The sequence below is a fragment of the Paracidovorax sp. MALMAid1276 genome, assembly GCF_049198005.1.
Taxonomy (GTDB): domain Bacteria; phylum Pseudomonadota; class Gammaproteobacteria; order Burkholderiales; family Burkholderiaceae_C; genus Acidovorax.
On the sequence record NZ_JBMIRS010000197.1, the window covers coordinates 1 to 26,125 of the forward strand.

The following is a 26,125-nucleotide window of genomic DNA, read 5'->3' on the forward strand; positions in this document are numbered from 1 at the left end:
GGCCTGGGCGTCGGCGCGGTAGAAGGCATCGAAGCGAAACGCGCGAAAACCGAGGATCGCGTGGTGCTGCCGATGCTCCTTCTGCCGCGCAGACTCCCAATAGGCAGCACGGATGATGGGGCTGGAGAGTCATGTCGCCAACACACCGAGGCCCTTCGCCATGCCGTGTTGCAAACCTTCGCGACAGCTGCGGCCATCGCTGCGGTTTGCGCCTTGCCTGGCGACGGTCTTGGCAGACCGGCTTGTCCGACAAATCTCCAGCCCACGACACTAGCACGGAGCCGGGCGCCGACTGCGTCGCCAAGGTGGCACGCCCATCAGGGTCATCCCGGCCGTGCCAAGGGCTGCAGGCCTATCGCGCGCAGACGCCGGCCCAGGCGGCGGAGCCGGTCACGGTGGTGTTCTGCGTGACCACGCTGAGCGGCGCATTCACCTGCACCACGGTGCTGCCCGCGCGCGGGCTGGGGTAGCAGGCCGTGTTGTTGCGCACTACGGCGCTGCTGTCGGGCACGTCGCCATTGCGGTATTCGGTGCTCCCGACATGGATGCCGACCTGGTACGTGGGCTGGGTGTTGATGATGACGTTGCCCTGCAGCACGATGCCCGGCGCCGACTGCACGGCAATGCCGGTGTTGCCTCCATTGATCAGCGTGTTGTTCTGCACCGTGAAGTTGCGAAACCACTCGGCCGTGTCATACCCCTGGGTGATCGACATCAGCCAGCAGCCTTCCGATGCCGCGTCCTGCTCGATGCGGTTGTCCTCGATCAGCACGCCGTCCATCTGGCCATGAAACGTCATGTTGCCCCCATGGCACACGCCGTTCACGACCGAGTTGCGCACGTAGCGGTTGTTGCGCAGGACGATGTTGGAGCCGCTGAGACCGTCGCTTCCCGAGAGGTAGGTGCCATGGTTGAAGCCGCTGCCGCTGAAGTTGTTGGCCTCGAAGCGGTTGCCCTCGATCACGCTGTCGCGGAACTGGCCGAGGATGCCCATGCTGGCGTTGTGGTGCAAATGGCTGTTGAGGATCTGCACATTGCGCACGCCATGCGGTGCACGGGCCTGCGAGTGGATGGCGATCTCGAAGCCGGTGATCTCCACGTTGTCGATGATCACATCGCGCACGTTGCCACTCAGCCAGAAACCCCAGGCCGAGTTGTTCGAACCGTGAAGGCGCAGATTGCGGAAAACGTAGCCGCCGTCGTCTGAGGTGTTGAAGTACCTTCCCCCGAGCTCGAAGATCGCGACAGTGTTGTTGCTGGTGGCCAGCAGCGGTGCTGGCCCGCTGCCATAGGCCTCCAGCGTGATGGGCGCGCTGGCGCGCGCATTCATGTTCTCGAAGGTCATCGTTCCCACTGACCAAGCGCCGCCGCGAGCGAACAGCAGCGAGGTGCCTGCGGGCAGGGCGTTCAGCGATATGCCGGCCAGGTTCTGCTTCGGCGCATCGCGCGTGCCGGGGTTGGCATTGCTGCCAGGAACGCAGCCGGGTGCCGCGCCCGGCTGGCAGTCTGAAAAGTGGAAGCTGGTGCTGGGCGCGGGCGCGGGCGCAGGCGCAGGCGCAGGTGCAGGTGCAGGTGCAGGTGCGGGGGGTGGAGGTGTGGGACTGCCGGCATAGCAGGCTTTGGCCACGCCGGGCAGCGGGTCACCGAAAGTGGCGTTGTTGCAGGCCGCCTGCTGGTTGAAACTGCGGGGCGCGGTCCAGGTGCTGCCGGCCCCGTAGACCACGCTGGCCGTACCGGTGAACTTGCAGGTCTGTCCTTCGACGGCGCACAGCGTGTACCCGGGCGGCGGAGCGTTGAGCACCGGCGCCGAGGGGGCTTTGGCTGGGGGCGCTGGAGCGGGTGCCGGTGCGGGCGTGGGTGCGCTGACATGGCAGGCCTTGACCGTGCCCGGAAGGGGGTCGCCAAACACCGCGTTGTGGCACTTCACGCCGAACGAAAAAGCGCGTGGGGCGGTCCAGGTGGTGCCGCTGCCGTAGACCACCTTGGCGGTGCCCGCGAAGCTGCAGCGCTCGCCCTCTGCGGCGCAGCGCTGGAACCCGGCGGGCGCGCCGCCAGGGGTTGCGGTGGCGGCGTGCAGCGAGGCGGTGCCGAAGCATGCGGCAAGCGCCAGAGCGATCCGCGTGGCCCGTGCGGCGCGGGGTGAATGGTGCGAAAGAAATTGTGGACGCATGGAAAAATCTCCCGGTGTGTTGCGTGTTGGTCTGTCTGGAACCCGCTCAACGCAACGCAGTCGAGCGGGTCGGCGCGAGCCTATCGCCGGGCCCGCGAAAACACAGCGATCCACACGCTGCAAAAGCGACAGACGGCAGGTGCCGACCGACGGTCGCGACCTGTCGCAAAACGTTTCAAACCGCCCGTCGGCCCAGCGCTACCGCTGGTTCGTTGGGGCAAAAAAAGGGGAGTGCGCGGGGTGCTTGCCTGCAGCCTCGATCCGTGTGGCTTGAGGGCGTTGAGGCGTTGAGTGGCGGTGAACGGCCGCACGCTGTGCCGTCCATGCCTTGGCGGCCCTGGTGGTTTACTGGTCGATGATGCGCCGCGCGAACCGCTCCAGGTAGTCCATCAGTTGTCCGGCGCCGGCCATGGCCTGGGCCTCGTCGCCGCTGGCAATGCCCTGGGCCAGGTGCATGTGGGCGCGCGCGCCTTCGGACACCTCGCCTTCATGCTGGTAGGCATACCAAAAGCGCCGGCACTGCACGATGAGCGGCTGCACGCACTTGACGGCCGAGTGGTTCTGGCTGGCCTGGTGCACCACCACGTCCAGGGCGTGGTCGGCCTGCATGTAGTCGTCCAGGTGGCCGCGCGCGGCGGCTTCCACCATTTGCTCGGCGCAGCGCACGATGGCCTGGCGCTGCGGCCCTGTGGCGCGGCGCGCGGCGCACGAGGCGATCAGGCGCTCCAGCACACGCCGGGTCTCGATCACGTCCAGGTGGTCGGCCAGGTCGATGTGCGACACCAGCAGCCCGCGCCGGGGCTGCTGCGCGATCAGCCCGATGGACACCATGCGCAGCAGCGCCTCGCGCACCGGTGTGCGGCCCAGGCCGGTGCGCTCCACGATCTCGCCCTCCACCACGGGCGATCCGGGCTGCAGCTGCAGTGTGGAGATCATGGCCTCGATGGCGTCATAGGCGACGTCGGCCGCGCGCCGCTTGGCGGCGGGGTCGCGTGAGGGGGATGAGACGCTGCGGGTGGTCATGGGCGGTGGTCAGGTGGAGCGGGCTGCGGGTCGCATCTTAGTGGCTGGCGCTGCGCGCCCCAAGGCTGTCAGGCCAGGCTCGCGCCCGCCTTGCGCAGCTCGGCAATCTGCGGCGCCTTGGGCAGCCACAGCTTGTCGAACTCCTGGATGGTGCTGTCGGGGTTGAAGGCCGATGCCGTCTTGAACGCGATGGAGGTGCCCTTGAATTTCTCGATCAGCCCGGCCTCGGTGGTCACGATGTCGTTGATCTGCGCATCCAGCGACTGCGCCACCAGCTTGCGGATGAGGTCCTTGTCCTTGGCGTCCAGCCCCTGCCAGATGCGGCCGGAGACCAGGGGGGCGAAGGGCATGAACAACGCATTCATCTGCAGCAGCGTCTTGGCCACCTTGTCGAAGCGCTGGTTCCACGAGAACTCGATGTCGGCCTCCAGCCCGTCCACCTGGCCGTTGCTCATGGCGTCGAACACCTGCGGCGTGGGGATGGGTGTGGGCGCGGCGCCCAGCATTTGATAGAAGTCGCGGTACACGGGCGTGGGGTTGATGCGCAGCTTCATGCCCTTGATGTCGGTGGGCACGTTGATGTCCTTGGTGGAGAACACGGCGCGCATGCCGGTGATGCCCCAGCCCAGGCCAATGGTGCCGGTCTCGCGCGGCAGCACCTCCAGCAGCTTGGTGGCCGCAGGGTGCTTGACCAGCTTGGCCACGGCGGGCGTGGAGCGCACGAGGTAGGGCGCGTTGATGGCCGCGATGCTGGACACGCGCGAGCCCAGCTCGGCGGCCTGGATCCAGCCCATGTCGAGCGCGCCGGACTGCAGCTGCTGCATCATGGCCGCCTCGTTGCCCAACTGGCCCGAGTGGAACACGGTGACGCTCAGGCGGCCATCGGTTTCCTTTTTCAGCGCCTCGCCAAACTGCAGCGCGGCGCGGTTCCACGAATGGCCTGCGGGTGTGATCAGGCCCAGGCGGAACTCCTTGGCATCGGCCGCGCGCACCAGGGCCGGAAAGCCCAGCCCCGTGACGGCGGCTGCGGCCACGGCGTGGCGCTGGATGAAGTGGCGGCGGGTGACGGTGCGAGCGGTTTGGTGCGTCATGGTGAACTCCGTGATGAAAGAACGTGGGGACAGGGCGGGGGGCTGCCTGGCGACGGGCTACTACTTGAGCAGGCCGAGCGACAGGCTGGGGAACAGCGACAACATCACCAGCGCCACGCAGCTGATGATGAAAAACGGCAGGGTGACGATGAACATCTTTCCGGGCCTGGCACCGGTGACGGCCGAGGCCACAAAGAAGCTCAGGCCCACGGGCGGCGACATCAGGCCCAGCACCAGGTTGATGACCACCACCACGCCGAAGTGGCGCGGGTCGATGTGGTAGACCTCGGTGGCAATGGGCAGCAGGATGGGCACGGTCATGATGAGCCCGGGAATGCCGTCGATGACGGTGCCGATCACCAGCAGGATCACGTTGGCCAGCAGCAAAAAGGTGACCGGGTCGTGCGCCACGGTCTGCACCCACGCGGCCACCATCTGGGGCACCTTGCCGTAGATCAGCAGCCACGAGAACACGGCGGCCGCCGCCACCAGAAACAGCACCACGGCTGAGTAGATGGCCGAGCGCAGCAGGATGCGCGGCAGGGCGCTGAACTGGAATTCGCGCGTGACATAGCGCCCCACCAGCACCGACGCCACGGCGCCCACGGCGGCTGATTCGGTCGGGTTGGCCAGGCCGCCCAGGATGGAGCCCACGATGACGATGGGAATCAGCAGCGTGGGGCTGGCCTGGGCGGCGGTGCGCGCGCGCTGGGCCAGGGTGCGCTTCTCGCTGCGGGGGTAGTGGTAGACAAAACCCATCAGCGCAATGACGACGAAGAACAGCACCGTGAGCAGAATGCCCGGGATGATTCCCGCCACCAGCATGTCGCCCACCGCGACTTGCGCCAGCACGCTGTACACCACGAACATGACGGATGGCGGAATGATGGGCCCGAGCATGCCGCCGTACACCGTGAGGCCCGCGGCAAAGGTCTTGTCATAGCCCTGCTTCTCCATCTCGGGCACCATGACCTGCGACATGATGGCCACCTGCGCGGTGGCCGAGCCGATGATGGACGACACCAGCATGTTGGCCAGGATGTTGACGTAGGCGAGCCCGCCCTTGACCGAGCCGATGAAGGCCATGGCCAGGTCCACCAGGCGGCGCGTGATGCCGCCGCTGTTCATGATCTCGCCGATCAGGATGAACAGCGGAATGGCGATGAGGCCATAGCTGTCCACCCCGCCGAACATCTGCATGGGAAAGGACTGGAACAGCACCGGGCTGTTGATGCTGAGGATGTAGACGGCGCCCGACAGGCACAGGCACACGCCGATGGGCACGCCCACCATCAGGGCCGCGAGGAAGAAGAGGGTGGTGAGCATGGGAATGCCTCCGGGTCAGAAGGTGTGAATGAATCCGGCGAGCCCGAGCAGGCCGCCAAAATGCGGCCGGTCTAGGCGCAAAGCACAGCCATAGCGCGGGCTATGGCGAGCATTTGCAACGACGAGCGGGTGTGTTTTGGTGGTATGAGCGGGCATGGCGGGTTCGTTCACACCTTCTTAGTTCACGGCGTCGGCGTTGGCCACGTCAAAGCCGGCGTGCTGCACACGTTCTGCGGCGCCCAGGTCTTCGAGCAGATTGGCCAGCGCGTGCACGGTGAAGGTGGCCGAAAACAGCGGCAGGATCAGCTGCAGCACCCAGGTCGGCCAGTTCAGCGTCTGCGTGCGCTCGGTGTAGAGAAAGTTGAAGCTCTCGGCCGCGAACTCCTTGGCGTCAAAGCAGTTGCGCGCAATGCCCACCGGGTCCATCCACACCCAGCACATCACCAGCATCGCCACGCCAAACACCAGCACGCCCGATGTGGCCACCACCTTGGCGGCCTTGGTGCCACGCGCGCCCAGGTGGTCGGTCAGCAGGCCCACGGCAAAGTCCATGCGCAGCCGTGTCATCACCGATGCCCCCACAAAGGTCAGCCATACCACGGTGTAGACCGCCGCTTCGTCCACCCAGTAGATGGGCATGCCGGAGTAGCGGGTTGCCACGTTGAACAGGATGAGCAGCACCAGCAGCGTCATGAGGCCGGTGAGCGCATGTCGCTCGACGCGCAGGATGTGTGAGGACAGCGCCAGCACCCAGCGCACGGGAGCACGGGGCGGGATGGCGGGGGGAATTGATCGGTTTTCAGGCATGGCGGCTCGGGCGGCAGTACAGGGCGGTGCGCTTTTAATATCTGATTGATATATTTATAAGCAAGATGAGTGCCTGCGTTGTGGGTCGAAGCAGTGCGAGTCACACGGTGGCGGCCTGGGTCGCCGGCCGGACAGATGGCGTCTGCGTGGCGCCTTGCGTGGGCTCACCGCTGACGGCCAGCGTGGCGATGCGCGCAGGTGCCAGCAGATGCCGGGGCGGTGCGGGCGTCCAGCCAAACAGGTGCTGCGTGGCCGCGCCGCAAATGCGGCCCTGGCAGGCGCCCATGCCGCAGCGGGTGTGCAACTTGGCGTCGATCCAGCCCTGGCGCGGAGCCAGGTCGGCATAGGCCACGTCCTCGCAGCGGCACACCAGGGTGTCGGGGCGGGGCAGGGCCTTGAGCTGTTCGTTCAGCACAAACGACGCCTGCAGCGCGTGGGCAAAACCTTCCCAGCGCACCAGTTGTGCGCGCAGCGCCTGGGCCTGCTGCACATGGCCTGCTGCTGCATGGCCCGCGATCGCGCCTTGCACCAGGGCACGCTCGCTGCCGCCAAAGCCCGTGGCTTCACCGGCGGCAAATACGCCGTCCACACTGGTGCGCATGTGTGAGTCCACTGCGAGTGCCTGACCGCCGCTGAGTGGTCCGCCCAGCGCGCAGCCCAGCAACTGGCCCAGTTGGGTGTTGGGCACCAGCCCAAAGCCGCAGGCCACGCGGTCGCACGCGATGGATTCTTCTGCGTGCGCCCCCTTGCGCAGTCGCACGGACTGCACCTGGGGGGTGCCTTGTGCCTCCAGCACATGGGTGCCCGCACGCAAACCGGTATTCAGCAGCGTGAGGGCCTGCAGCGCCTTGGCAGGCCAGCGCGGCAGTTGCGCCGCAAAGCCCGCCAGTGCTGCCCAGGAGGCCTGCTCGGCAATGCGCACCACGGTGGCGCCGGCCTGCGTGGCGGTGGCGGCCGCCGCCAGCAGCAGCGGGCCGGTGCCAGCAATCACGATGCGCTGGCCACGCACGTCCAGCCCGGCCTTGATGAGCGCCTGCAGCGCACCTGCACCCGTCACGCCGGGCAATGTCCAGCCGGGGAAGGGCAACAGAAGCTCGCGCGCACCGGTGCACAGCACGATGCGGTGGCTGTGCTGGGTCCAGCCCCGGTCGGCGTCTTCCAGCAGCAGGGCGGGGGCCTTGTCGGTGGGCTGGCTGGTACCCAGGCCCACCACCCGGGTGCCGGTCAGCACGCGGATGTTGGTGTGCTGGGCGAGGGCCGTGCGGTGCTGCTGTGCCAGCGGCGGCAAGGCCACCTGCGGGCCATCACGCCAGATCTGGCCGCCGGGTTGGGGGTTGTCGTCCACCACCGTGATGGCTGCACCGCTGGGTGCAGCGGCCAGGGCTGCGGCCATGCCCGCCGGGCCTGCGCCGATGATGAGGATGTCGCAGCGTTCGTGCATGGGGGTGGGTGGGTTCATGGGCATGGCATGGCGCTCCCGGGGGCGGTGCCTGCATCGGTGTCGATGGCCATGCCTTCGGCGCACACCGTCTGGCAGGCCAGGCGAATGCGGCCCTGGATGCGCACGCGGCATTCGTGGCACACGCCCATGCCACACAGTGGCGCGCGCAGCTCGCCGGTGATGGAGGTGCGTGTGATGCCTGGCGGTTGTTGCGCCAGCGCGGCGGCCACGCTGGTACCCGCTGGCACTTGTCGGGGAACGCCGTTGACGGCGATCTGCACAGTGCGTGGGGTCTTGGATGTCGATGTCATGCCGCGACCTGCCAATCAAAACGCTGCGCCGCGTAGGGTCTTGGATCGATGGGCGGTGTGCTGCCGGCGATCTGTGCTGCCAGCAATTGCGCCGTGGCAGGCGCGGTGGTCACGCCCAGGCCCTCGTGGCCCACGGCCAGCCACAAGTGGGGGTGCGTGGGGTGGGGGCCGATGATGGGCAGGCTGTCGGGCGTGGCGGCGCGAAACCCCGTCCAGGTGCGGATCGCGTTCAAGTCCGCCAGCCCCGGCAGGTAGCCGAGCGCCCGCTGCAGCATGCGCGCCAGCACGGCGTGGTGGATGGCTGGGTCAGTGGTGTCGAACTCGCGCGATGAGCCGATCAGCAACTGTCCGGTGGGCCGGGGCTGCACGTTGAAGGCCACCGAGGTGCCATCGCTGTGGTGGGCGCTGGTGATGTAGCCCAGCTCCACCAGTTGGTGGTGCACGGTGCCCGGGTAACGGTCGGTGATGACAAGGTGGCCCTTTTTGGGGCGCAGCGGCAGGCCCGGGCACAGTTGCGGGGCCTGGATGCCGCTGGCCAGTACGATGGCGCCCGCGCTGCGCTGGCTGCCATCGCGCAGGGTGATGGCGTGGCCGTTGATGTGGGTGGCTTCGGCCTGTTCAAGAACAATTTTCCCATGCGCTGCGGCCTGGTCCAGCAGCCATTGCGCGGCGCGCGGGGCGTAGACCACGCTGTCGCCCTGCACCTTCAGCGCGCCCGCCAGACCGGGGCGCAGCGCGGGCTCGGCGCGGGCGAGGGCCGCAGCATCCAGCATCTCGCAGGCCACGCCTTGCGCTTGCAAGGTGGCCCGCTTGGCATGCGCAGCCTGCATCTCTTCCTCATTGGCGGCCAGCCAGAGCGTGCCGCAGGCGGTGAAGGCGCAGCCTGCATCCATCTGCGGTGCCCAGGCGTGCCAAAGGTCGAGCGACGACTGGCTCAGCGCCAGCTCAGCCGGGTTGTCATCCATCACCACCAGATGCCCCATGCCCGCCGCCGTGGCACCGCCCAGCCGCGCGTCGATGACTCGCACGGACAGCCCGGCCTGCGCGAGCGTGTGGGCACAGGCCGCGCCGACGATGCCAGCGCCAATCACAAGGACGTCGGTGGTGTGCATGGGGCCTGTGCAGTGGGAAAAGTTGCTTTACAGCCGGATGCCCCAGCCGAACGGGTCTGCGTCGTCGATCAGCAGGGTCGCTTCCGCACTCATGTAGGCGCGGCCACGCAAGGTGGGGATGAGCTTGCCATCGTCCTGCAGCGTGTAGCTGGCCTCGAATTGGCTGCCGATGATGCTGGCCTGGCGCCAGACCTGGCCCGGTGCCAGCTTGCCATCGGCGGCCAGGCAGGCAATCTTGGCGCTGGTGCCGGTGCCGCAGGGCGAGCGGTCATAGGCTTTGCCGGGGCACAGCACGTAGTTGCGGCTATCGGCGGGGTCATCGGCTTGGTCATCGTCTGCAAACAGCTCGATATGGTCGATCTCGCCGCCGTTGTCGCCACGAACGCCCTGGTCCTTCAGGGCCTGCTGTACGGCGCAGCTGTAGTGCATCAGCGTCTCCAGGTTGTCGCTGGCCACACGCTGGCCGTGATCGGAGATCAAAAAGAACCAGTTGCCACCCCAGGCCACATCGCCCACCACGCGGCCATAGCCCGGCACGTCCACCGCCAGTTGGTGGTGCAGGCGGTAGGCGGGCACGTTGCGCACGCTCACCGAGCCATCGGTGTGCAAGGTGGTCGTGACCGTGCCCACCGGGGTTTCGATGCGGTGCTCGCCGGGCTGGATACGGCCCATGTGGGCCAGCGATGCGACCAGACCAATCGTGCCGTGGCCGCACATGCCCAGGTAGCCGCTGTTGTTGAAGAAGATCACGCCCGCTGCGTTGGCCGGGTCTTGTGGTGTGCAGAGCAGGGCGCCCACCACCACGTCGCTGCCGCGTGGCTCCAGCACGGTGGCGGCACGCCAGGCATCGTGTTCACGCGCCAGCCGCTCGCGCCGCTCGGCCATGCTGCCCGCACCCAGGTCAGGGAAGCCGCCGACGACAAGCCGGGTGGGCTCGCCACCGGTGTGGGAATCAAGGATCTGGATGCGTTTCATGGAGTTGCTTCAGGGGTGAGGGCTGAGAACGAGGTCAGTAACTGGCCAAAGGCACAGGGGCCGCATTGCGGAAGGTCAGCACCGTGATGGGCGCCTGCTTGAGGTTGCCCCTGTCATCGTAGGCGTAGCTGCCCGCCACGCCCTGGTGGTTGGATTGAACCATCTGCGCGCCCACCTTGGCGGGCAGGGTGGAGTTGGCCTTTTGCATGGCATCGGCCATGAACATCACCTGATCGTAGTAGGAGGCGGCATAGGCATCGGCATCGCGCTGGAACCGCGCCTTGTACTTGGCCTTGAAGGCCGGGCCGTTGGCCACCTTGTCGAGCATGGTGCCGCCCTGGGCGCAGAACACGGTGTCGTTCACGGCGTCGCCGCCCAGTTTGCCCACCTCGGGGCTGCACAGGGTGTCACCGCCCAGCAGCTTGGCCGTGAGGCCCAGTTGCTTCATCTGCCGTGCCATGGGCGCGGCCTGGGGCGCGTAGCCGCCAAAGAAGATGGCCTGTGGTTGCTTGGCCTTGAGGCTGGTGAGGATGGACAGGAAATCGGTGGCTTTGTCGGTGGTGAACTCCTGGCCCACCACCGTGAGGCCTTGTTTCTTGGCCTCTTTGGTGAACTGGTCGGCCACGCCCTGGCCGAAGGCGGTGCGGTCGTCGATCACGGCCACCTGTTTGACCTTGAGCACCTGGGCGGCATACACGGCCATGTTGGAGCCAATCTGCGTGTCGCTGGCGATGATGCGGAACAGGTTCTTGAAGCCGCCTTCCGTTACCTTGGGGTTGGTGCCCACGGTGGACACCATGGCGCCGCCGTCGTTGTAGACCCGCGACGCGGGGATGGCCACGCCCGAGCAGTACGGACCCATGACGAACTTCACGCCACTGTCCACGAGCTTCTGGGCCACGCTCACGCCGGTGCGCGCATCGCACTGGTCGTCTTCCGACACGAGTTCGAATTTCAGCGTCTTGCCCTCGACCACGATCTTTTTCGCGTTGAGTTCCTCGACGGCCAGGCGCACGCCGTTCTCGTTGTCCTTGCCTGCAAAGGCATTGGGGCCCGAGAGCGGCCCGCTGTGGCCGATCTTGACGACCTGCTCCTGCGCGCTGGCGTGGTGGGCGGGGCCTGCCAGCAGCAGGGCCGCAATGGCAGCGGGCGTGAGCGTCCGAATTCCGAAAGATGCACGTGTCATGGAAAACCTCTTGTGTGTGCGGGTTGGAAAAGGCCGGTGTCTCGTCCGGCCCGGTGACGGAAAGGGCGTGGCTTGTCAGGCCACAGACTGGTACTGGGTCGGGCGAGTGTCGAGCGCCTTCTTGACCACGCGCTCGACAAATGCGCGCTCTTCGCCCACCAGCGGCAGGCGGGGGCGGCGCATGTGCTCGGTGCCCACGCCCACCAGTACGTCGATGAGCTTGAGGTTCTGCACCAGCTTGTTCGATACATCCAGGTGCAGCATGGGCGTCATCCACTGGTACAGCGGCAGGGCCTCGGCAAATTGACCCGCCTTCATCAGGTCATACAACGCCACCGTTTCGCGCGGGAAGGCGCATCCCACGCCCGCCAGCAGACCGTCGCAGCCCAGCGCCAAGCCTTCATAGGCCAGATCGTCCACGCCCAGGAAGAGCTGGTAACGGTCGCCCACGGTGTTGCGCAGGTCGGTGATGCGGCGGATGTCGCCCGTGCTTTCCTTGATGGCAGCGATCCATTCGCAGTCGGCCAGCTCCAGCATGTGCTCGGGCTTCAGGTCCACGCGGTAGGCCACCGGGTTGTTGTAGACCATCAGCGGGCGCTGGGCGGCTGCGGCCATGGCGCGCACATTGGCCATGGCTTCGCGCGCATCGGCCACGTAAATCACCGAGGGCATGACCATGTAGCCCGCCACGCCGAGCTGGTTGGCGCCGTCGATGTAGCGCAGGGCCTCGCGGGTGCTGGTTTCGGACACATTGGCCAGCACGGGCACGCGGCCGTCGGCGGCTTCCAGGGCAATCTTGGCGACCTGGAGCTTTTCTTCCAGGCTCAGTGTGCTGGCTTCGCCCAGCGATCCGCAGGTGACCAGGCCGTGGATGCCATTGCGGATCTGGAAGTCGATGTGGCGGGCCGTGCCTTCGGCGTCGATGGACTCGTCGGCGTGGAACTTGGTGGTGATGGCGGGGAAGATGCCTTGCCAGCGGGGTTGGGGGTTCATGCGAAAGGACTCCTGAGGGGTGGTGAATTGGTATGTTTTAAATATATTAACGAGATATTTGAAGATCGCAAAGAGAAAATTTTGTGTTCCGCCGGTTTTTCATGATGCGGCGATGGCTGCGCGCGCCTGCAAACGGTTGCGCGGCGGTGCGGCGGCAAGGGCAGCCCGGCCTTTCGGCCCTGCGCAGTGCCAAACCTATAATGAAAGGTTGGTCCCGCTGGGCCGCCCGCAGGCATTGGCCTGCACGGCGGGCCACCGTGTGAAACCACCCCACCACACCATGAGCAGCACACCCACTTTTTCCGTCGCAGACATCCGCAAGTCCTTCCTCGACTTCTTCGTCTCCAAGGGCCACACCGTCGTGGCGTCCAGCCCCCTGGTGCCGGGCAACGACCCCACGCTGATGTTCACCAACTCGGGCATGGTGCAGTTCAAGGACGTGTTCCTGGGCACCGACAAGCGCCCCTACAACCGGGCCGTGTCCGTACAGGCCTGCCTGCGGGCCGGTGGCAAGCACAACGACCTGGAGAACGTGGGCTACACCGCGCGCCACCACACCTTCTTCGAGATGCTGGGCAACTGGTCGTTTGGCGACTACTTCAAGCGCGAGTCGCTCAAGTGGGCGTGGGAGTTGCTCACCACCGTCTACAAGCTGCCGCCCGAGCGCCTGCTGGCCACCGTGTACCAGGAAGACGACGAGGCCTACGACATCTGGACCAAGGAAATCGGCCTGCCGCCCGAGCGCGTGATCCGCATCGGCGACAACAAGGGCGGCCGCTACAAGAGCGACAACTTCTGGATGATGGCCGACACCGGCCCCTGCGGCCCGTGCTCCGAAATCTTCTACGACCATGGCCCGCACATCCCCGGCGGCCCTCCGGGCAGCCCCGAGGAAGACGGCGACCGCTTCATCGAGATCTGGAACAACGTGTTCATGCAGTTCGACATGAAGGAAGACGGCTCGGTCACGCCGCTGCCCGCGCCCTGCGTGGACACGGGTATGGGCCTGGAGCGCCTGGCCGCCATCCTGCAGCATGTGCACAGCAACTACGAGATCGACCTGTTCGACGCGCTCATCCAGGCCGCCGGCCGCGAAACCGGCGTGACCGACCTGAACAACAAGAGCCTGCGCGTGATCGCCGATCACATCCGCGCCACGGCATTTTTGGTGAGCGACGGCGTGATCCCCAGCAACGAAGGCCGCGGCTACGTGCAGCGCCGCATCGTGCGCCGCGCCATTCGCCACGGCTACAAGCTGGGCAAGAAGACCCCGTTCTTCCACAAGCTGGTGGCCGAACTGGTGCGCCAGATGGGCGACGCCTACCCCAAGCTGCGCGAGCAGGAGCAGCGCATCACCGAGGTGCTCAAGGCCGAGGAGGAGCGCTTCTTTGAGACGCTGGCCAACGGCATGAACATCTTGGACGGAGAGATTGCCCGCATCAATGAGTCGTCTGGAAGCCGGTCTGATCCGATGGGCGATGTGCCTGCGGGTGCGGGCTGGAAGCTGTCAGGTGAGGTTGCCTTCAAACTGCACGACACCTATGGTTTCCCGCTGGACTTGACACAGGACATCTTGCGCGAAGCCGGTTTGTCTGTTGATGAAGAAGGTTTCCGCCAATCTATGGACAAGCAGAAGGCTGCAGGTCGCGCCGCCGGCAAGTTCAAGATGGACAAGGCGCTGGAGTACACCGGCGCGGTCAACCAGTTCACCGGCTATGACAGCCTGGCAGAGACTGCAAAAATCGTAGCAATCTATGTCGATGGGACCAGCGCTGCGGCCCTGAAAGAGGGTCAAAACGGCGTGGTGGTGCTCGACACCACCCCCTTCTACGCCGAAAGCGGCGGCCAGGTGGGCGACGAAGGCGTCATCACCAGCGGTTCGGCCCGCTTTGCGGTGGGCGACACGCTCAAGATCAAGGCCGACGTGTACGGCCACCACGGCACGCTGGAGGCCGGCACCTTGAACGTGGGCGACACCGTGCAGGCGCTGGTCAACACGGCGGTGCGCGCCGCCACGGTGCGCAACCACTCGGCCACCCACCTGCTGCACAAGGCCCTGCGCGAAGTGCTGGGCAGCCACGTGCAGCAAAAGGGCAGCTTGGTGAACGCCGAGCGCACGCGTTTTGACTTTGCGCACAACGCCCCGGTCACGGACGCGCAAATCCGCGAGATTGAGCGCTTGGTGAACGAGGAGGTGCTGGCCAACCATCCCACGCAGGCCCGCCTGATGGACATCGAGTCGGCCCAGAAGACCGGCGCGATGATGCTGTTTGGCGAAAAGTACGGCGAGACCGTGCGCGTGCTCGACATCGGCACCAGCCGCGAACTGTGCGGCGGCACCCATGTGCAGCGCACGGGCGACATCGGCCTGTTCAAGGTGGTGGCCGAAGGCGGCGTGGCCGCGGGCGTGCGCCGCATCGAGGCCGTGACGGGCATCAACGCGCTGGCCTACCTGCAGCAGCTCGAAGGCACCGTCAACCAGGCGGCCGGCACGCTCAAGACCTCGGCGTCGGAGCTGAACGCCCGCATAGCCCAGGCGCTCGACAACGCCCGCGCGCTGGAGAAGGAAGTGGCGGCTCTGAAGGGCAAGCTGGCTTCCAGCCAGGGCGATGAACTGGTGAACCAGGCCGTGGACATCAAGGGACTGAAGGTGCTGGCTGCTGCACTGCCCGGCGCCGACGCCAAGACCCTGCGCGACACCATGGACAAGCTCAAGGACAAGCTCAAGACCGCCGCCATCGTGTTGGCCGCCGTGGACGGCGACAAGGTGCAGCTGGCTGCGGGTGTGACGGCCGACAGCGTGGGCAAAGTCAAGGCGGGCGAGCTGGTCAACTTTGTGGCCCAGCAGGTGGGCGGCAAGGGCGGCGGCAAGCCCGACATGGCCATGGCCGGCGGCACCGACGCGAGCAAGCTGGGCGCCGCCCTGCAGTCGGTGCAGGGCTGGGTGGCCGAGCGGGTTTGATCCTTCTGCGAAGCCCGGTGCGGTGCTGTGCGCCGTGCCGGGGCATGCGCTGAGGGGGCCGCTGGCCTGGGCTCACGGCCCCTGGCGACTTTTCCTGCGCATTGGCGGGCATCCGCTGCTGAGAGGTGGCCTCGCTGCTGCAGACGGCAGCGTTCAAGCGGTCAGAACAGCTCGACGTCGTCGTTCGCCACCTTGGCCGCCAGATGCCCGCTGGTGACCAGGTCGTCGTAGAAACAGACTTGGTTGCGGCCATGTTCCTTGGCGAAGTAAAGCGCCTGGTCGGCCTGGCCGAGGATTTCCACGGGCGAGCCCCGGGCGGTGCTCACGAAACCCAGGCTCACCGTGACACGTCCCACCTGGGGGAAGTTGTACTCCTGCACCGCCTGGCGGAAACGGTTGAACACCTTGTGCGCCGTGCTCAGCGTGGTGGATCGCAGCAGCACCACAAACTCCTCGCCACCGAAGCGGAAGATGCGGTCGTGGCTGCGGAACGAGCTGCGCAGGATGTTGGCGATGAGGATGAGGACTTCGTCGCCATAGAGGTGGCCGAACCGGTCGTTGACCTGCTTGAAGTGGTCGATGTCGACCACCGCCAGCCACTGCTGCACGGGCTCGGGCGGTGCCGCCGCGGCATCGCCCGAGCCCGGCGATTCCGCCGCGCCGTTGGGGTGGCTTCCCCGGCCGTTCATTTCGCTCGTGCCGCTCAAGCCATTCAGGCCGTTATGGCCGTTATGGCCATTCAACGGTGACAGGTTGTGGCGCGAGAACTGCTCGTCGAACGTCTTGCGATTGAACAGGCCGGTCAGTGCGTCGCGTTCGCTGTAGTCCAGCAGGCTCTGGTAGTTCTGGTAGACCAGAAAGATGCCTTTGAGCACGTCGAGCTTGTGCGCCGAAAACGGCCGGGACTGCGTGATCTCCAGGCAGGTGCTGACCTTGTCATGCATCCACACGGGCAGCCACAGCACATAGCGGCCCTTGCGCGGCGACGCCAGTGCGCTGTCGCCATGGTCTTCCACGCACACACGCAGGGCGGGGTAGTGCTCCAGGGTTTCGCGCCGCGGGTCGGCCGCCGCTTCGGAGCTGGTGGACACCAGCTGGCCATCTTCCACCCAGGTGCGGGGGCGCACATAGGTCACGCCTTCGTCGGTGAACAGCTCCAGCGCGCGCACTTCGAGGATGCTGCTGAGCTTTTGCAACGTGGACAGTACCGACACCTCCAGCCGCAGGTGATCTCGGTGGCCCGTCATCTCCACCAGGTTTTGCAGGATGGGCTTCATGGGGGTTGCGCGGCGGGCCGGTCGGAGCATGAGGTGGGTGTCAGTTGCGGCGCACAAACACCACGTCCCAGACCCCGTGCCCGAGCCGCAGTCCGCGGTTCTCGAATTTGGTCAGCGGGCGGTAGTCGGGTTGGGGTGCGAAGCCGGAAGCGGTGTTCTGAAGCAGAGGCTCGGCGCTCAGCACCTCCAGCATCTGCTCGGCGTAGGGTTCCCAGTCGGTGGCGCAGTGCAGGTAGCCACCGGGCTTCAGCCTCGCCGCCAGCTTGGCCACCAGCGGCGGCTGCACCAGGCGGCGCTTGTTGTGCTTGGTCTTGTGCCAGGGGTCTGGAAAAAAGATGTGCACGCCATCGAGGCTGCCTTCGGCCAGCATGTGGTCGATGACTTCGACCGCGTCGTGCTGCAGGATGCGGATGTTGGTGAGGTCCTGCTCGCCGATGCGCTTGAGCAATGCGCCCACGCCGGGTTCGTGGACTTCGCAGCACAGGAAATTGTCGCCAGGGCGCACGCGCGCGATGTGGGCCGTGGCCTCGCCCATGCCAAAGCCGATCTCCAGCACCAGCGGTGCGTTGCGGCCGAACACGGCGGGGGCATCCAGTAACTGCTGGGCAAAGGGCACGACGAAGCGGGGGCCGAGTTCTTCAAAGGCCTTGGCCTGGCCGGTGGTGGTGCGGCCGGCGCGGCGCACGTAGCTCTTGATGGTCTTGGGGTGGGTCACGCCGGTAGGCGCTTGGCCTGGCGTGCGGGTGGCTGCAGCCGTAGCAGTGGCTGCGCTCTGGGGGGCGGGAGCAGGAGTCAGTTCGGTCACGATGGGGCATTGTAGTTTCGTCGCCACGCCGCGACCCACTGCGTCAGCGCATCCGGCACGCAAATGTTGTATGGATGTGCCAGCGGCGGCAGGCCGAGCGCCGCTGCGGCCTGGGCCAACGCCTGCACGGGCTCTGCCAGGTCGATCGCCCGGGCGCCGTTTTGCTTCGACAGCTTCTCGCCGTTGGCGCCGCACACCAGGGGCGTGTGCAGATAGCGCGGCGTGGGCAGGCCCAGGGCCTGCTGCAGCAGGATCTGGCGCGGCGTGTTGTCCGCCAGGTCTTCGCCGCGCACCACGTCGGTCACGCCCTGGTCGGCGTCGTCCACCACCACGGCCAGCTGGTAGGCCCACAGCCCGTCCGCGCGGCGCAGCACAAAGTCGCCGACGGCATGGGCCACATCCTGGTGCTGGGCGCCCAGGCGCCGGTCGGTCCAATGCACGGCGTCTGCCTGCGCCGCAGCACGGGGTGCAACATGCGGCGCAATATGTGGTGTAGCTTCAACTCCTGAATTGATAGCTGCACGCGCTTGTCCATCAAGCGTTGAAGGGGCTTTTTGCTTGAAATCTGTGGCGTTGAAACGCCAGGAACGTGCCGGCCGGCCGCCCAGCCCGTGGCGGCAGGTGCCGGGGTAGGGCATGGCGGCATGGCGTTCACGGGCGTGGCCCAGTGCGGCCTGGGCGTCCTCGATGTCCTTGCGCGAGCAGCCGCAGGGGTAAGCGTCGCCCTGCGCCACCAGCCGGTCCAGCGCCCGCTGGTACAGGGGTGCGCGTGCCGATTGCCACTGCGGCGGCGCGTCGGGCACCAGCCCGCACGTGGCCAGCTGCTGCAGGATGAACGCGTCCGCCCCGGGCACGCAGCGCGGCGTGTCCACATCCTCGATGCGCACCAGCCACTGGCCGCCGTGCGCCCGCGCGTCCAGCCAGCTGGCCAGTGCGGCGACCAGCGAGCCCGCGTGCAGCGGGCCGGTGGGCGAAGGGGCGAAGCGCCCGATGTATTGCCCGACGTAGCGCGCGGGGCTGCGCGCACCCGTCGGCTGCCCCGGGTTCATGCCACGGCCAGCGCCAGCTCCAGGCCCGAGATGAATGCATCCTCCAGCCGGTGCCCCAGGCACCAGTCGCCGCACGCGCCCAGGCCGGTCTTGGCGTCCCACAGGTGGGTCTTGCCCAGCGGGTGGGTGGTCTGGGCATAGCGCCAGCGGCGCGTGTCGGTGTGCGAGGGCTCGGCGCGGATGCCGGTGACCTCGGCAAAGGCCTTGATCAGCTTGGCCTGCACGCGCGCCTCGTCGTCCTCCAGGTGCTCGGCCGACCAGGCGGGGCTGGCCTGCACCGTCCAGCGCTCCACCACATTGCGGCCCGGCTTGGACGACTCGCGCGCCAGCCAGGCGATGCGGTGGTGCGTGCTGCGCGCGGCGTTCCACTGCGGGCCCAGCGTGGTCAGGCCGGGGCGCACGGCATGGGGGTAGGCCAGCATCAGGGTCCAGCACGGGGCGATGGCCACGGTGGACAGCGCATCGATCAGCGGCGTGCTGAGGCCCGAGCGGGAGATCAGCGCCTGCGCGGGCACCGAGGGCTGGGCCAGCAGCACCGCATCGAACCCGGCATGCACGCGGTGGCTGCCGTCGGCGCCTTCGGTGCGCAGCTGCCAGCCCGGGGCGTTGAGGGCGTCGGGCTCGATGCGTGTGACGCGGGTGCTGGTGAGCAACTGGCCTGCGCGCGCCAAGGGCTCGGCCCAGGTGGCGACCAGGGCCTGCATGCCGGGGCTGGCCACCCAGTGGGCTTCGCGGTTTGCCAGGCCCACGGCGGCCACGCGGCCCGCGGCGTCCAGCACCTGCACGGAATTGGCGCTCCAGCGCTTGCACACGCCGGGCACGGTGTCGATGGCGCGCGCAAAACGCGGGTCGCGCACGGTGAAATACTGCGCGCCCGCGTCAAAGCTGCCAAAGGGGCTGTCGATGGTGGCCGTGCGGCCGCCGGCCTGGGCCGATTTCTCGAACACCGTCACCCGGTGCCCGGCCTGCACCAGCGTGCGCGCGCAGGCCACGCCAGCCATGCCTGCGCCGATGATGGCGAAATGCCGCTGGGGCTTGCCGGAGAAGGTGGTGGGGGGAGGAGGGGGTGTGGCGGAAGAGGCCTGGGAGGAGGGCGGGGCGCTGGTGCGTCGCAGCCGTTTGGCGGGCAGAGGATCGGGTGTGTTCATGGAAGGCCTTTCGGTGACGGTAGGCAATGGAAACGCGATGCAGAACCAACAGCGGCCACTCTACACGCGCCCACGCACTCCGGGCGCCCGGCAAGGGTCAGAAATGATGGTGGTTTTCCAGCAGGGCGCGGCGCGTGGCGGGGCTTTGCAGCTGGTTCAGCCACCACTGCAGCGCGCGGCCCGGCGCCGTGAAGCCGGGGCCGCCCCAGGCGTAATGCACGCGCACGTTGCGCTCGGGCCGCGCCACGCGGCGCGCCACCAGGCGGCCGGTTTCGAGGTAAGGGCGCACCATGGGCTCCGGCAGAAAGCCGCCGCCCAGCCCGCGCAGCTGCACCTGCACCTTGGCCTGCATGGTGTCCACCGTCAGCACGTCCTGCCCGCCCAGCAGGCCCATGGTGGCGCCGCCCCGGGTGGCCGAATCAGCCACGGCCACCGCGCGGTGCTCGCGCAGCGTGGCGTCGCTGATGGGCTCGGGGGCCGAGGCCAGCGGGTGGTGGGGCGCCACCACGTAGACGAACAACACATCGCCCAGCGTGCCTTGCTGCAGGCCGGCGACATTCGTGCCCGCCACGGAGACCCCCACCGCGAGGTCGGCGCGGCCCGAAGTCAAGGCCTCCAGCGTGCCGGTCATGATGCCGTCGCGCAGCTTCAGGCGCGTGGGCGGTTGCAGGGCGTAGAACGCGTCCACCAGCTCCAGCATGGTGTGGGGCGAGATGATGCCGTCGATGGACAGCGTGAGCTGCGGCTCCCAGCCCGTGGCCACGCGGCGCACGCGGTGGGCCACGGCGTCGATGTCCTGCAGCAGGCGCGCGCCTTCGCGCAGCAGCTCCACCCCGGCCTCGGTGGGGCGGGCCTGGCGTGCGCTGCGGTCGAACAGCAGCACGTCGAGCGCATCCTCGATCTGGCGCACCCGGTAGGTGAGGGCGCTGGGCACCAGGCCCAGCTGCCGTGCGGCAGCGGCAAAGCTGCCGGCCTCGGCGATCACCTGCAGCATGGTGAGCGCATCGGGGGTCAGGACATCGCGGGAGTTTTGCATGGTGGTTGGATGTTAATTCAGATTATTTGAACATTGCCATCAATCCATCTGCCCCCGCGAGCAGGTCTGCAGTCCTACAGTCGAGTCTTCAAAGGAGCCAACACCATGCTGACTGTTCGCAAATCGCAAGACCGGGGCCACGCCGACCATGGCTGGCTCAACTCCTTTCACAGCTTCTCGTTTGCCGGGTACTACGACCCCGCCCACATGGGCTTTGGCAACCTGCGCGTAATCAACGAAGACCGCATTGCGCCGGGCACGGGCTTTGGCACCCATGGGCACCGCGACATGGAAATCATCAGCTACGTGCTCTCGGGCGAGTTGGCCCACAAGGACAGCATGGGCAACATCAAGGGCATTCCGCCGGGCGACGTGCAGCGCATGAGCGCGGGCACTGGCGTGCAGCACAGCGAGTTCAACCACGCGGTGGGCCAGACCACGCACTTCTTGCAGATCTGGATTGAGCCCAACGTGCGCGGCATTCCGCCCAGCTACGAGCAAAAGACCTTTGCCGAGGCTGAAAAGCGCGGTGCGCTGCGCCTGGTGGCCTCGCCCGACGGCGCACAGGGCTCGGTAAAGATCCACGCCGATGCCGCCCTGTATGCGGGCCTGCTGGACGGCGCGGAGTCGGCCTCGCTGGCGCTCAACCCCGCCCGCAAGGCCTACGTGCACGTAGTGCGTGGTGCGCTCATCGCCAACGGCCAAGCCCTGTCGGGCGGCGATGCGCTGCTGATGGAAAACGAAACCGCCTTGACGCTGACCGGTGGCCACGGCGCCGAGGTGCTGGTGTTTGACCTGGCCGCGTGATCTTTACTTCGTACCCACTTTCACTCAGGAGTTCTTCACCATGTTCACATCCCTGCAAAACCTTCTGGCCCTGGCATCGCGCCTGCTGCTGGCCGCCCTGTTCCTGCCTGCGGGCATCAGCAAGCTCACCGGCTTTGCCGGCACCGTGGGCTACATCACATCGGTGGGCCTGCCCATGCCCACGGTGGCGGCTGCCATTGCGGTCGTCGTCGAGATCGGTGGCAGCCTCGCCCTCATCTTTGGCGTGGGCACGCGGTTTGCAGCGCTCGCGCTGGCCTTCTTCACGCTGGTCGCCAGCTTCTTCTTCCACGCCTACTGGAGCCTGCCGGCCGACCAGCAAATGATGCAGCAGCTCATGTTCTTCAAGAACGTGGGTGTGACCGGCGGCCTGCTGGCCCTGGCTGCGTTTGGCGCCGGTGGCTGGAGCGTGGACGCTCGCCGCGCAGGCCGATGACCTGGCATGCGTGAATGAAAAGGGCCTGCAACCCGCAGGGGTGCATGTTCTGGCATTCAATCCGCGCGGGTCGCCTGAAATTTCGCTCTCCCTTTCGTCAGTTCCTTTCAACGTTTCAACAGGAGTTCTCTCATGGCACAGATCGCAGTTGTCTACCACTCGGGTTACGGTCACACACAACGCCTGGCGCAGGCCGTGGCCGAGGGCGCGGGCGCCCAGCTCATCGCTATTGATGCCGAGGGCAACCTGCCCGACGGCGGCTGGGAGACGCTGGCCGGCGCCAGCGCCATCATCTTCGGCTCGCCCACTTACATGGCCGGCCCCAGCTGGCAGTTCAAGAAATTTGCCGATGCATCGTCCAAGCCCTGGTTCAGCCAGGCCTGGAAGGACAAGCTGTTCGCAGGCTTCACCAACAGCGCCAGCACCAACGGCGACAAGCAGGTCACGCTGGACTATCTGTTCCACCTGGCCATGCAGCACGGCGGCCTGTGGGTGGGCAACGGCATGATGCCCGCCAACTCCAAGGCCGCCACGCGCAATGACGTGAACTGGATGGGCTCGTTCAGCGGCGCCATGGCGCAGTCGCCCTCGGACGCATCGGCCGCCGAGATGTTCCCGGGCGACCTGGAGACCGGCAAGCAGTTTGGCCAACGCGTGGCAGCCATCGCCGCGAAGCTGGGCGGCTGAGGCGCTTGCTGGTAGGCTGGCGGTGGCCACCTCCGCCACCTTGGCCGCATGCCTTCAAGGAGTCGCCCCATGCACACCAGACACCCTTCCTTCACCACCCGCGCCGAGCGTGCTTCGGAGACGCCGGCATGAGCGCCGCGCTGCGACTGTCCGGCCATGCCAAGGACTTGGGCGGTGGCTTCACGGTGCGGCGCCTGCTGCCTGCGGCGCAGCGCCAGGCCGTGGGCCCTTTCCTGTTCTTTGACCATTTCGGACCCGTCACCGTCATGCCGGATGCGGGGCACGACGTGCGGCCGCATCCGCACATTGGCCTCGCCACCGTCACCTACCTGTTCGAAGGCGCGATCCTGCACCGCGACAGCCTGGGCTGCGTGCAGCAGATCGAGCCGGGTGCCATCAACTGGATGACGGCGGGGCGGGGCATCGTGCACTCCGAGCGCCGCCCCGAGAGCCTGGCCGACCGCCCGTATGTGAACCACGGCATCCAGCTCTGGGCCGCGCTGCCCCTGGCAGCGGAAGAGGTCGAGCCATCGTTCGAGCACACACCGGCGGCGGACATACCGCAAGTGCGCGTGGGCGAGGCCACGGTGCGGGTGCTGATCGGCGAAGCCTTTGGCCACACATCGCCGGTGGCCACGGTGTCGCGCACCCTGTACCTCGACGTGCAGCTGCCTGCGGGCGCCGCGCTGGAGGTTCCGGCGCTGGTGCCGGAGATGGGTGTCTACGCGGTGGATGCCCCGGTGGTGCTCAATGGCGAGCCCCTGGCCGCGCAGGTGCTGGCCGTGGAGCCGGCGGGCCAGCCGCTGCAACTGACGGCGGGTGACACCGCCGTGCGGCTGATGGTGGTGGGCGGCGAGCCGCTGGACGCGCCCCGGCACATCTGGTGGAACTTTGTGTCGAGCCGCAAGGACCGTATCGTGCAGGCGGCAGAAGACTGGGAGGCCCAGCGTTTTGCCCCCGTACCGGGCGAGACGGAGTTCATACCGCTGCCACCCAGGCGCTTCAAGCCTTGACCGTGCCACACCCCTGCTGCAGCAGGGGGATCAGCTCTGCCTCGGGCACGGGGCGGCTGAAGTGGTAGCCCTGGCCCTGGTCGCAGCCCAGGCCCTGGAGGATCTGCACATGGCGGGCTTCCTCCACCCCTTCGGCCACGATGGCAAAACCCAGGCTCTGGCCCATGCGCACCACCGCCGAGACAATGGTCACGTCCTGCGTGCTGCGGTGGAGGTCGCGGATGAAGGCCTGGTCGATCTTGAGCGTATCCACCGGCAGGTTCTTCAGGTACGACAAGGATGAGTATCCGGTGCCGAAATCGTCGATGGCGATGCTGTAGCCCAGCTCCTTGATGGCGATGAACTTGCCGGTCACATCCTCCAGGCCGCTGATCAGCGCGCTTTCTGTCACTTCGAGCTGGATCAGGCGCGGAATGTCGCGGTCTTCGGTGGCGATGGCGCGCAGCGTCTGCAGCAGGCGCGGGCTGCGGAACTGCGCCGCCGCCACATTCACCGCCACCGGCATTTCGCTGCCCAGCATGTCGCGCCAGCGCCGTGCGGCGGCGATGGCCTCGCGCAGCACCCAGTCGCCGATGTCGATGATCAGGCCGCTTTCCTCCGCAATGGGGATGAAGCTGGCGGGCGGGATGCGGCCGAGCTGTTGGCTTTCCCAGCGCAGCAAGGCTTCCACACCCGTCACCCGGCCGGTCGCCAGGTCCACCTTGGGCTGGTAGGCCAGCCAGAACTCGCCCTGGGCCAGCGCGGTGCGCAGGCCGTTCTCCACGCTCAGCCGCCGCGACGATTCCTGCAGCTGCCGGTCGTCAAAGACACAGTGGGTGTTTCGCCCGAGCTTCTTGGCGGCATACATGCCCATGTCCGCGCGGCTCACCAGCTCGGCCGGGGTGCTGCCGTGGTCCGGAAAGAGGCTGATGCCCACCGAGGGCGTGACGTGCAGCTGGTAGCCCTCCAGGTTGAACGGGCGGCGGATCTGGTTCATCAGCTCCTGCGCCAGCGCAATGGCCTGCTCGTCCCCGTTCAGCTGCGGCAGCACCACCAGAAACTCGTCGCCGCCATGGCGCGTGACCCAGGCCGGGGGCATCACGGTGGCCTGCAGGCGCAGCGCCAGCTGGCGCAGCAGCAGGTCGCCCACCTGGTGGCCCAGGGTGTCATTGATGTCCTTGAAGTTGTCCAGGTCGATGAACAGCAGCGCGAGGCGGCCCTCGCACGCCCGGCAGCGGGCCAGGTCCTGCGGCAGGTCGCGTGCCAGCTTGGAGCGGTTGCCCAGGCCGGTGAGCGGGTCGTGGAACGCCTGGAAGACGATCTGCCGCTCTTTGTCGATTTCGTCCGAGATGTCGCGCAGCACCAGCAGCAGCACCACGTCGCCCGGGTTGTGCAGGGGCACGGCGTTGATTTCGGCCACAAAGGCCCGCGCCTGCTTCGGGGCGATGCGCAACTCGCCACGCGCGCGCTGCGGCCTGTCGGACTGGCGGGCCTGGTCCAGCCATTCGCAGCGCGGCTCGCCGCTGGCTTCGTCCAGCAGCCGGAACAGCTGGTGCCAGGGCTGCGCCTGCAGTTCTGGCTCGGTCATGCCCATCAGGCGTGCCGCCGCACTGTTGGCATAGGCCACCTCGCCCGCACTGTTGAGGGCCAGCACACCGTCGCTCAGCGCGCCCAGCGTGGCCTCGATCTCCTGCACACGCGCGCGCAGCGCGCGTTCGGCCTGCAGGCGCAGCTCGGCTTCGGTGGCGCGTTCGGCATGGAATCGGTTGAGCGCATCCACCAGGGCATCCAGCTCGTCCGGCTGTGCGCCGTTGGACGGGCGCTGCAGGCGGATGCGGTCCTGCTGGTCCAACGGGTTCAGCCCGGTGACGGCCCGCGCCAGGGCCGACAGGTGGCGCATGATGAGCCAGCGCACGATGACCACCAACATGGCGGCGATGCTCGCGATCTGCAGCAGCTGGGCCATGGCGATGCGCCAGGCGGTTTCGGCCTGTTGCGCGCGCAAGGCGGCGTAGGACTCGTACACCCGGATCTCGCCCAGCGGCGGCTGGCCAGCGATGGTGCTGGTCGGGTTGGCGATGGGGGTGGTCCAGGTAGTATCGATGGGCGGCGCCTCGCCCGGGCGCGAGACCGTCATCAGCGCGCGTTCACCGTCCAGGATGTCGGCGCGCACGATGGCGCCTTCGCCCACCATGCCGGTGAGCAAGGCGCGCAGGCCGGCGTTGTTGAAGTTCCAGAGGCTGTCGCTGAGCGCGGGCAGGTTCTGCTGCACGCTGCGCTGGGCCTGTTCGTGGGCCCGTGCCAGCAGCCGGGTCCTTTCTTGCCAGACCGTGACCCCGGTGATGACGGCAAACGCCACCAGACTGGCCACGACCACCCAGGCCAGGGTCTTGGCGGTCAGCGAGGAGGGCTTGAAATAACGCATGGTGCCGTGGACTGGGAAGACCTGCGCCATGACTGCACGGCTGGGTTG

General features: G+C 67.3%; 22 protein-coding genes. 5 read left to right on the plus strand and 17 right to left on the minus strand.

Features of this window, described 5'->3' with window-relative positions; translation table 11 throughout:
• Window positions 1-352 precede the first annotated feature (352 nt).
• From ACOQFS_RS14835 to ACOQFS_RS14885, 11 genes are all read right to left on the minus strand, one after another.
• Entirely contained in the window at window positions 353-2,170 is a 1,818-nt protein-coding gene (locus ACOQFS_RS14835) for a hypothetical protein (RefSeq protein WP_421563597.1), read from the minus strand.
• 345 nt (window positions 2,171-2,515) lie between these two features.
• The gene (locus ACOQFS_RS14840; protein ID WP_421563598.1) at window positions 2,516-3,193 is read right to left on the minus strand and encodes a GntR family transcriptional regulator; all 678 of its coding nucleotides are present in this window, start codon (window positions 3,191-3,193) and stop codon (window positions 2,516-2,518) included.
• Between the two features lie 68 nt (window positions 3,194-3,261).
• Window positions 3,262-4,284 carry a TRAP transporter substrate-binding protein gene (locus ACOQFS_RS14845; RefSeq protein WP_421563599.1) on the minus strand — a complete coding sequence of 341 codons (1,023 nt, stop codon included), beginning with the start codon at window positions 4,282-4,284 and terminating at the stop codon, window positions 3,262-3,264.
• 60 nt (window positions 4,285-4,344) lie between these two features.
• Complete coding sequence (locus ACOQFS_RS14850) at window positions 4,345-5,610, minus strand: TRAP transporter large permease (protein ID WP_421563600.1); 1,266 nt, start codon at window positions 5,608-5,610, stop codon at window positions 4,345-4,347.
• A 177-nt stretch (window positions 5,611-5,787) separates the two neighbouring features.
• The gene (locus ACOQFS_RS14855) at window positions 5,788-6,417 is read right to left on the minus strand and encodes a TRAP transporter small permease (RefSeq protein ID WP_421563601.1); all 630 of its coding nucleotides are present in this window, start codon (window positions 6,415-6,417) and stop codon (window positions 5,788-5,790) included.
• Between the two features lie 100 nt (window positions 6,418-6,517).
• Window positions 6,518-7,876 (minus strand): FAD-dependent oxidoreductase, encoded by a 1,359-nt coding sequence (locus ACOQFS_RS14860; RefSeq protein WP_421563716.1) that lies wholly within the window; start codon window positions 7,874-7,876, stop codon window positions 6,518-6,520.
• Window positions 7,873-8,169 (minus strand): 2Fe-2S iron-sulfur cluster-binding protein, encoded by a 297-nt coding sequence (locus ACOQFS_RS14865; protein ID WP_421563602.1) that lies wholly within the window; start codon window positions 8,167-8,169, stop codon window positions 7,873-7,875. The genes ACOQFS_RS14860 and ACOQFS_RS14865 overlap by 4 nt, the downstream gene beginning before the upstream one ends.
• Complete coding sequence (locus tag ACOQFS_RS14870; RefSeq protein ID WP_421563603.1) at window positions 8,166-9,281, minus strand: NAD(P)/FAD-dependent oxidoreductase; 1,116 nt, start codon at window positions 9,279-9,281, stop codon at window positions 8,166-8,168. Before ACOQFS_RS14870 ends, ACOQFS_RS14865 begins: the two co-directional genes overlap by 4 nt.
• A gap of 27 nt (window positions 9,282-9,308) precedes the next feature.
• Window positions 9,309-10,256 carry a 4-hydroxyproline epimerase gene (locus ACOQFS_RS14875; protein ID WP_421563604.1) on the minus strand — a complete coding sequence of 316 codons (948 nt, stop codon included), beginning with the start codon at window positions 10,254-10,256 and terminating at the stop codon, window positions 9,309-9,311.
• A 34-nt stretch (window positions 10,257-10,290) separates the two neighbouring features.
• On the minus strand, window positions 10,291-11,442 hold the full coding sequence (locus tag ACOQFS_RS14880) for a branched-chain amino acid ABC transporter substrate-binding protein (protein ID WP_421563605.1): 1,152 nt from the start codon (window positions 11,440-11,442) through the stop codon (window positions 10,291-10,293).
• A 75-nt stretch (window positions 11,443-11,517) separates the two neighbouring features.
• Window positions 11,518-12,435: a dihydrodipicolinate synthase family protein gene (locus ACOQFS_RS14885; protein ID WP_421563606.1), complete on the minus strand. Its 918-nt coding sequence runs from the start codon at window positions 12,433-12,435 to the stop codon at window positions 11,518-11,520.
• A 280-nt stretch (window positions 12,436-12,715) separates the two neighbouring features.
• On the opposite strand from ACOQFS_RS14885, the gene alaS reads away from it, so the two are divergent.
• The gene (gene alaS / locus ACOQFS_RS14890) at window positions 12,716-15,397 is read left to right on the plus strand and encodes an alanine--tRNA ligase (RefSeq protein WP_421563607.1); all 2,682 of its coding nucleotides are present in this window, start codon (window positions 12,716-12,718) and stop codon (window positions 15,395-15,397) included.
• Window positions 15,398-15,558: 161 nt separating this feature from the next.
• Here the strand turns inward: alaS and ACOQFS_RS14895 are convergent, their stop codons facing one another.
• The 5 genes from ACOQFS_RS14895 to ACOQFS_RS14915 form a co-directional block, all read right to left on the minus strand.
• Window positions 15,559-16,674 carry a GGDEF domain-containing protein gene (locus ACOQFS_RS14895; protein ID WP_421563608.1) on the minus strand — a complete coding sequence of 372 codons (1,116 nt, stop codon included), beginning with the start codon at window positions 16,672-16,674 and terminating at the stop codon, window positions 15,559-15,561.
• A 40-nt stretch (window positions 16,675-16,714) separates the two neighbouring features.
• A complete protein-coding gene (trmB, locus tag ACOQFS_RS14900; RefSeq protein ID WP_421563609.1) occupies window positions 16,715-17,479 on the minus strand; it encodes a tRNA (guanosine(46)-N7)-methyltransferase TrmB in 765 nt (254 codons plus the stop codon).
• Window positions 17,476-18,528 (minus strand): tRNA glutamyl-Q(34) synthetase GluQRS, encoded by a 1,053-nt coding sequence (gene gluQRS, locus ACOQFS_RS14905; RefSeq protein WP_421563610.1) that lies wholly within the window; start codon window positions 18,526-18,528, stop codon window positions 17,476-17,478. Before gluQRS ends, trmB begins: the two co-directional genes overlap by 4 nt.
• Window positions 18,525-19,676, minus strand: a complete 1,152-nt coding sequence (locus ACOQFS_RS14910) for an NAD(P)/FAD-dependent oxidoreductase (RefSeq protein ID WP_421563611.1) — start codon at window positions 19,674-19,676, stop codon at window positions 18,525-18,527. Before ACOQFS_RS14910 ends, gluQRS begins: the two co-directional genes overlap by 4 nt.
• A 97-nt stretch (window positions 19,677-19,773) precedes the next feature.
• Complete coding sequence (locus ACOQFS_RS14915) at window positions 19,774-20,712, minus strand: LysR family transcriptional regulator (RefSeq protein WP_421563612.1); 939 nt, start codon at window positions 20,710-20,712, stop codon at window positions 19,774-19,776.
• Between the two features lie 105 nt (window positions 20,713-20,817).
• Here ACOQFS_RS14915 and ACOQFS_RS14920 point away from each other — a divergent pair, with 105 nt between their 5' ends.
• From ACOQFS_RS14920 to ACOQFS_RS14935, 4 genes are all read left to right on the plus strand, one after another.
• Window positions 20,818-21,519: a pirin family protein gene (locus ACOQFS_RS14920; protein WP_421563613.1), complete on the plus strand. Its 702-nt coding sequence runs from the start codon at window positions 20,818-20,820 to the stop codon at window positions 21,517-21,519.
• Between the two features lie 40 nt (window positions 21,520-21,559).
• The gene (locus tag ACOQFS_RS14925) at window positions 21,560-21,973 is read left to right on the plus strand and encodes a DoxX family protein (protein WP_421563614.1); all 414 of its coding nucleotides are present in this window, start codon (window positions 21,560-21,562) and stop codon (window positions 21,971-21,973) included.
• 132 nt (window positions 21,974-22,105) lie between these two features.
• Window positions 22,106-22,660 (plus strand): flavodoxin family protein, encoded by a 555-nt coding sequence (locus ACOQFS_RS14930; protein WP_421563615.1) that lies wholly within the window; start codon window positions 22,106-22,108, stop codon window positions 22,658-22,660.
• Window positions 22,661-22,788: 128 nt separating this feature from the next.
• On the plus strand, window positions 22,789-23,673 hold the full coding sequence (locus ACOQFS_RS14935; protein WP_421563616.1) for a pirin family protein: 885 nt from the start codon (window positions 22,789-22,791) through the stop codon (window positions 23,671-23,673).
• On the opposite strand, the gene ACOQFS_RS14940 is transcribed toward ACOQFS_RS14935, so the two are convergent.
• Window positions 23,663-26,107, minus strand: coding sequence for a putative bifunctional diguanylate cyclase/phosphodiesterase (locus tag ACOQFS_RS14940; protein ID WP_421563617.1), 2,445 nt, complete (start codon window positions 26,105-26,107; stop codon window positions 23,663-23,665). The two genes, ACOQFS_RS14935 and ACOQFS_RS14940, sit on opposite strands and share 11 nt — an antisense overlap.
• Window positions 26,108-26,125: the final 18 nt, after the last annotated feature.

What these genes read in the sequence shown, in the direction of transcription:
- gluQRS (WP_421563610.1), bottom strand. Translation starts at nt 18,528, where the DNA reads ATGAACCCGGGGCAGCCGACGGGTGCGCGCAGCCCCGCGCGCTACGTC.
- alaS (WP_421563607.1), top strand. Translation starts at nt 12,716, where the DNA reads ATGAGCAGCACACCCACTTTTTCCGTCGCAGACATCCGCAAGTCCTTC.
- ACOQFS_RS14920 (WP_421563613.1), top strand. Translation starts at nt 20,818, where the DNA reads ATGCTGACTGTTCGCAAATCGCAAGACCGGGGCCACGCCGACCATGGC.
- ACOQFS_RS14835 (WP_421563597.1), bottom strand. Translation starts at nt 2,170, where the DNA reads ATGCGTCCACAATTTCTTTCGCACCATTCACCCCGCGCCGCACGGGCC.
- ACOQFS_RS14840 (WP_421563598.1), bottom strand. Translation starts at nt 3,193, where the DNA reads ATGACCACCCGCAGCGTCTCATCCCCCTCACGCGACCCCGCCGCCAAG.
- ACOQFS_RS14915 (WP_421563612.1), bottom strand. Translation starts at nt 20,712, where the DNA reads ATGCAAAACTCCCGCGATGTCCTGACCCCCGATGCGCTCACCATGCTG.
- ACOQFS_RS14925 (WP_421563614.1), top strand. Translation starts at nt 21,560, where the DNA reads ATGTTCACATCCCTGCAAAACCTTCTGGCCCTGGCATCGCGCCTGCTG.
- ACOQFS_RS14855 (WP_421563601.1), bottom strand. Translation starts at nt 6,417, where the DNA reads ATGCCTGAAAACCGATCAATTCCCCCCGCCATCCCGCCCCGTGCTCCC.
- ACOQFS_RS14880 (WP_421563605.1), bottom strand. Translation starts at nt 11,442, where the DNA reads ATGACACGTGCATCTTTCGGAATTCGGACGCTCACGCCCGCTGCCATT.
- ACOQFS_RS14875 (WP_421563604.1), bottom strand. Translation starts at nt 10,256, where the DNA reads ATGAAACGCATCCAGATCCTTGATTCCCACACCGGTGGCGAGCCCACC.
- ACOQFS_RS14910 (WP_421563611.1), bottom strand. Translation starts at nt 19,676, where the DNA reads ATGAACACACCCGATCCTCTGCCCGCCAAACGGCTGCGACGCACCAGC.
- ACOQFS_RS14885 (WP_421563606.1), bottom strand. Translation starts at nt 12,435, where the DNA reads ATGAACCCCCAACCCCGCTGGCAAGGCATCTTCCCCGCCATCACCACC.
- ACOQFS_RS14860 (WP_421563716.1), bottom strand. Translation starts at nt 7,876, where the DNA reads ATGAACCCACCCACCCCCATGCACGAACGCTGCGACATCCTCATCATC.
- ACOQFS_RS14865 (WP_421563602.1), bottom strand. Translation starts at nt 8,169, where the DNA reads ATGACATCGACATCCAAGACCCCACGCACTGTGCAGATCGCCGTCAAC.
- ACOQFS_RS14845 (WP_421563599.1), bottom strand. Translation starts at nt 4,284, where the DNA reads ATGACGCACCAAACCGCTCGCACCGTCACCCGCCGCCACTTCATCCAG.
- ACOQFS_RS14940 (WP_421563617.1), bottom strand. Translation starts at nt 26,107, where the DNA reads ATGGCGCAGGTCTTCCCAGTCCACGGCACCATGCGTTATTTCAAGCCC.
- ACOQFS_RS14850 (WP_421563600.1), bottom strand. Translation starts at nt 5,610, where the DNA reads ATGCTCACCACCCTCTTCTTCCTCGCGGCCCTGATGGTGGGCGTGCCC.
- ACOQFS_RS14870 (WP_421563603.1), bottom strand. Translation starts at nt 9,281, where the DNA reads ATGCACACCACCGACGTCCTTGTGATTGGCGCTGGCATCGTCGGCGCG.
- ACOQFS_RS14930 (WP_421563615.1), top strand. Translation starts at nt 22,106, where the DNA reads ATGGCACAGATCGCAGTTGTCTACCACTCGGGTTACGGTCACACACAA.
- ACOQFS_RS14935 (WP_421563616.1), top strand. Translation starts at nt 22,789, where the DNA reads ATGAGCGCCGCGCTGCGACTGTCCGGCCATGCCAAGGACTTGGGCGGT.
- ACOQFS_RS14895 (WP_421563608.1), bottom strand. Translation starts at nt 16,674, where the DNA reads ATGAAGCCCATCCTGCAAAACCTGGTGGAGATGACGGGCCACCGAGAT.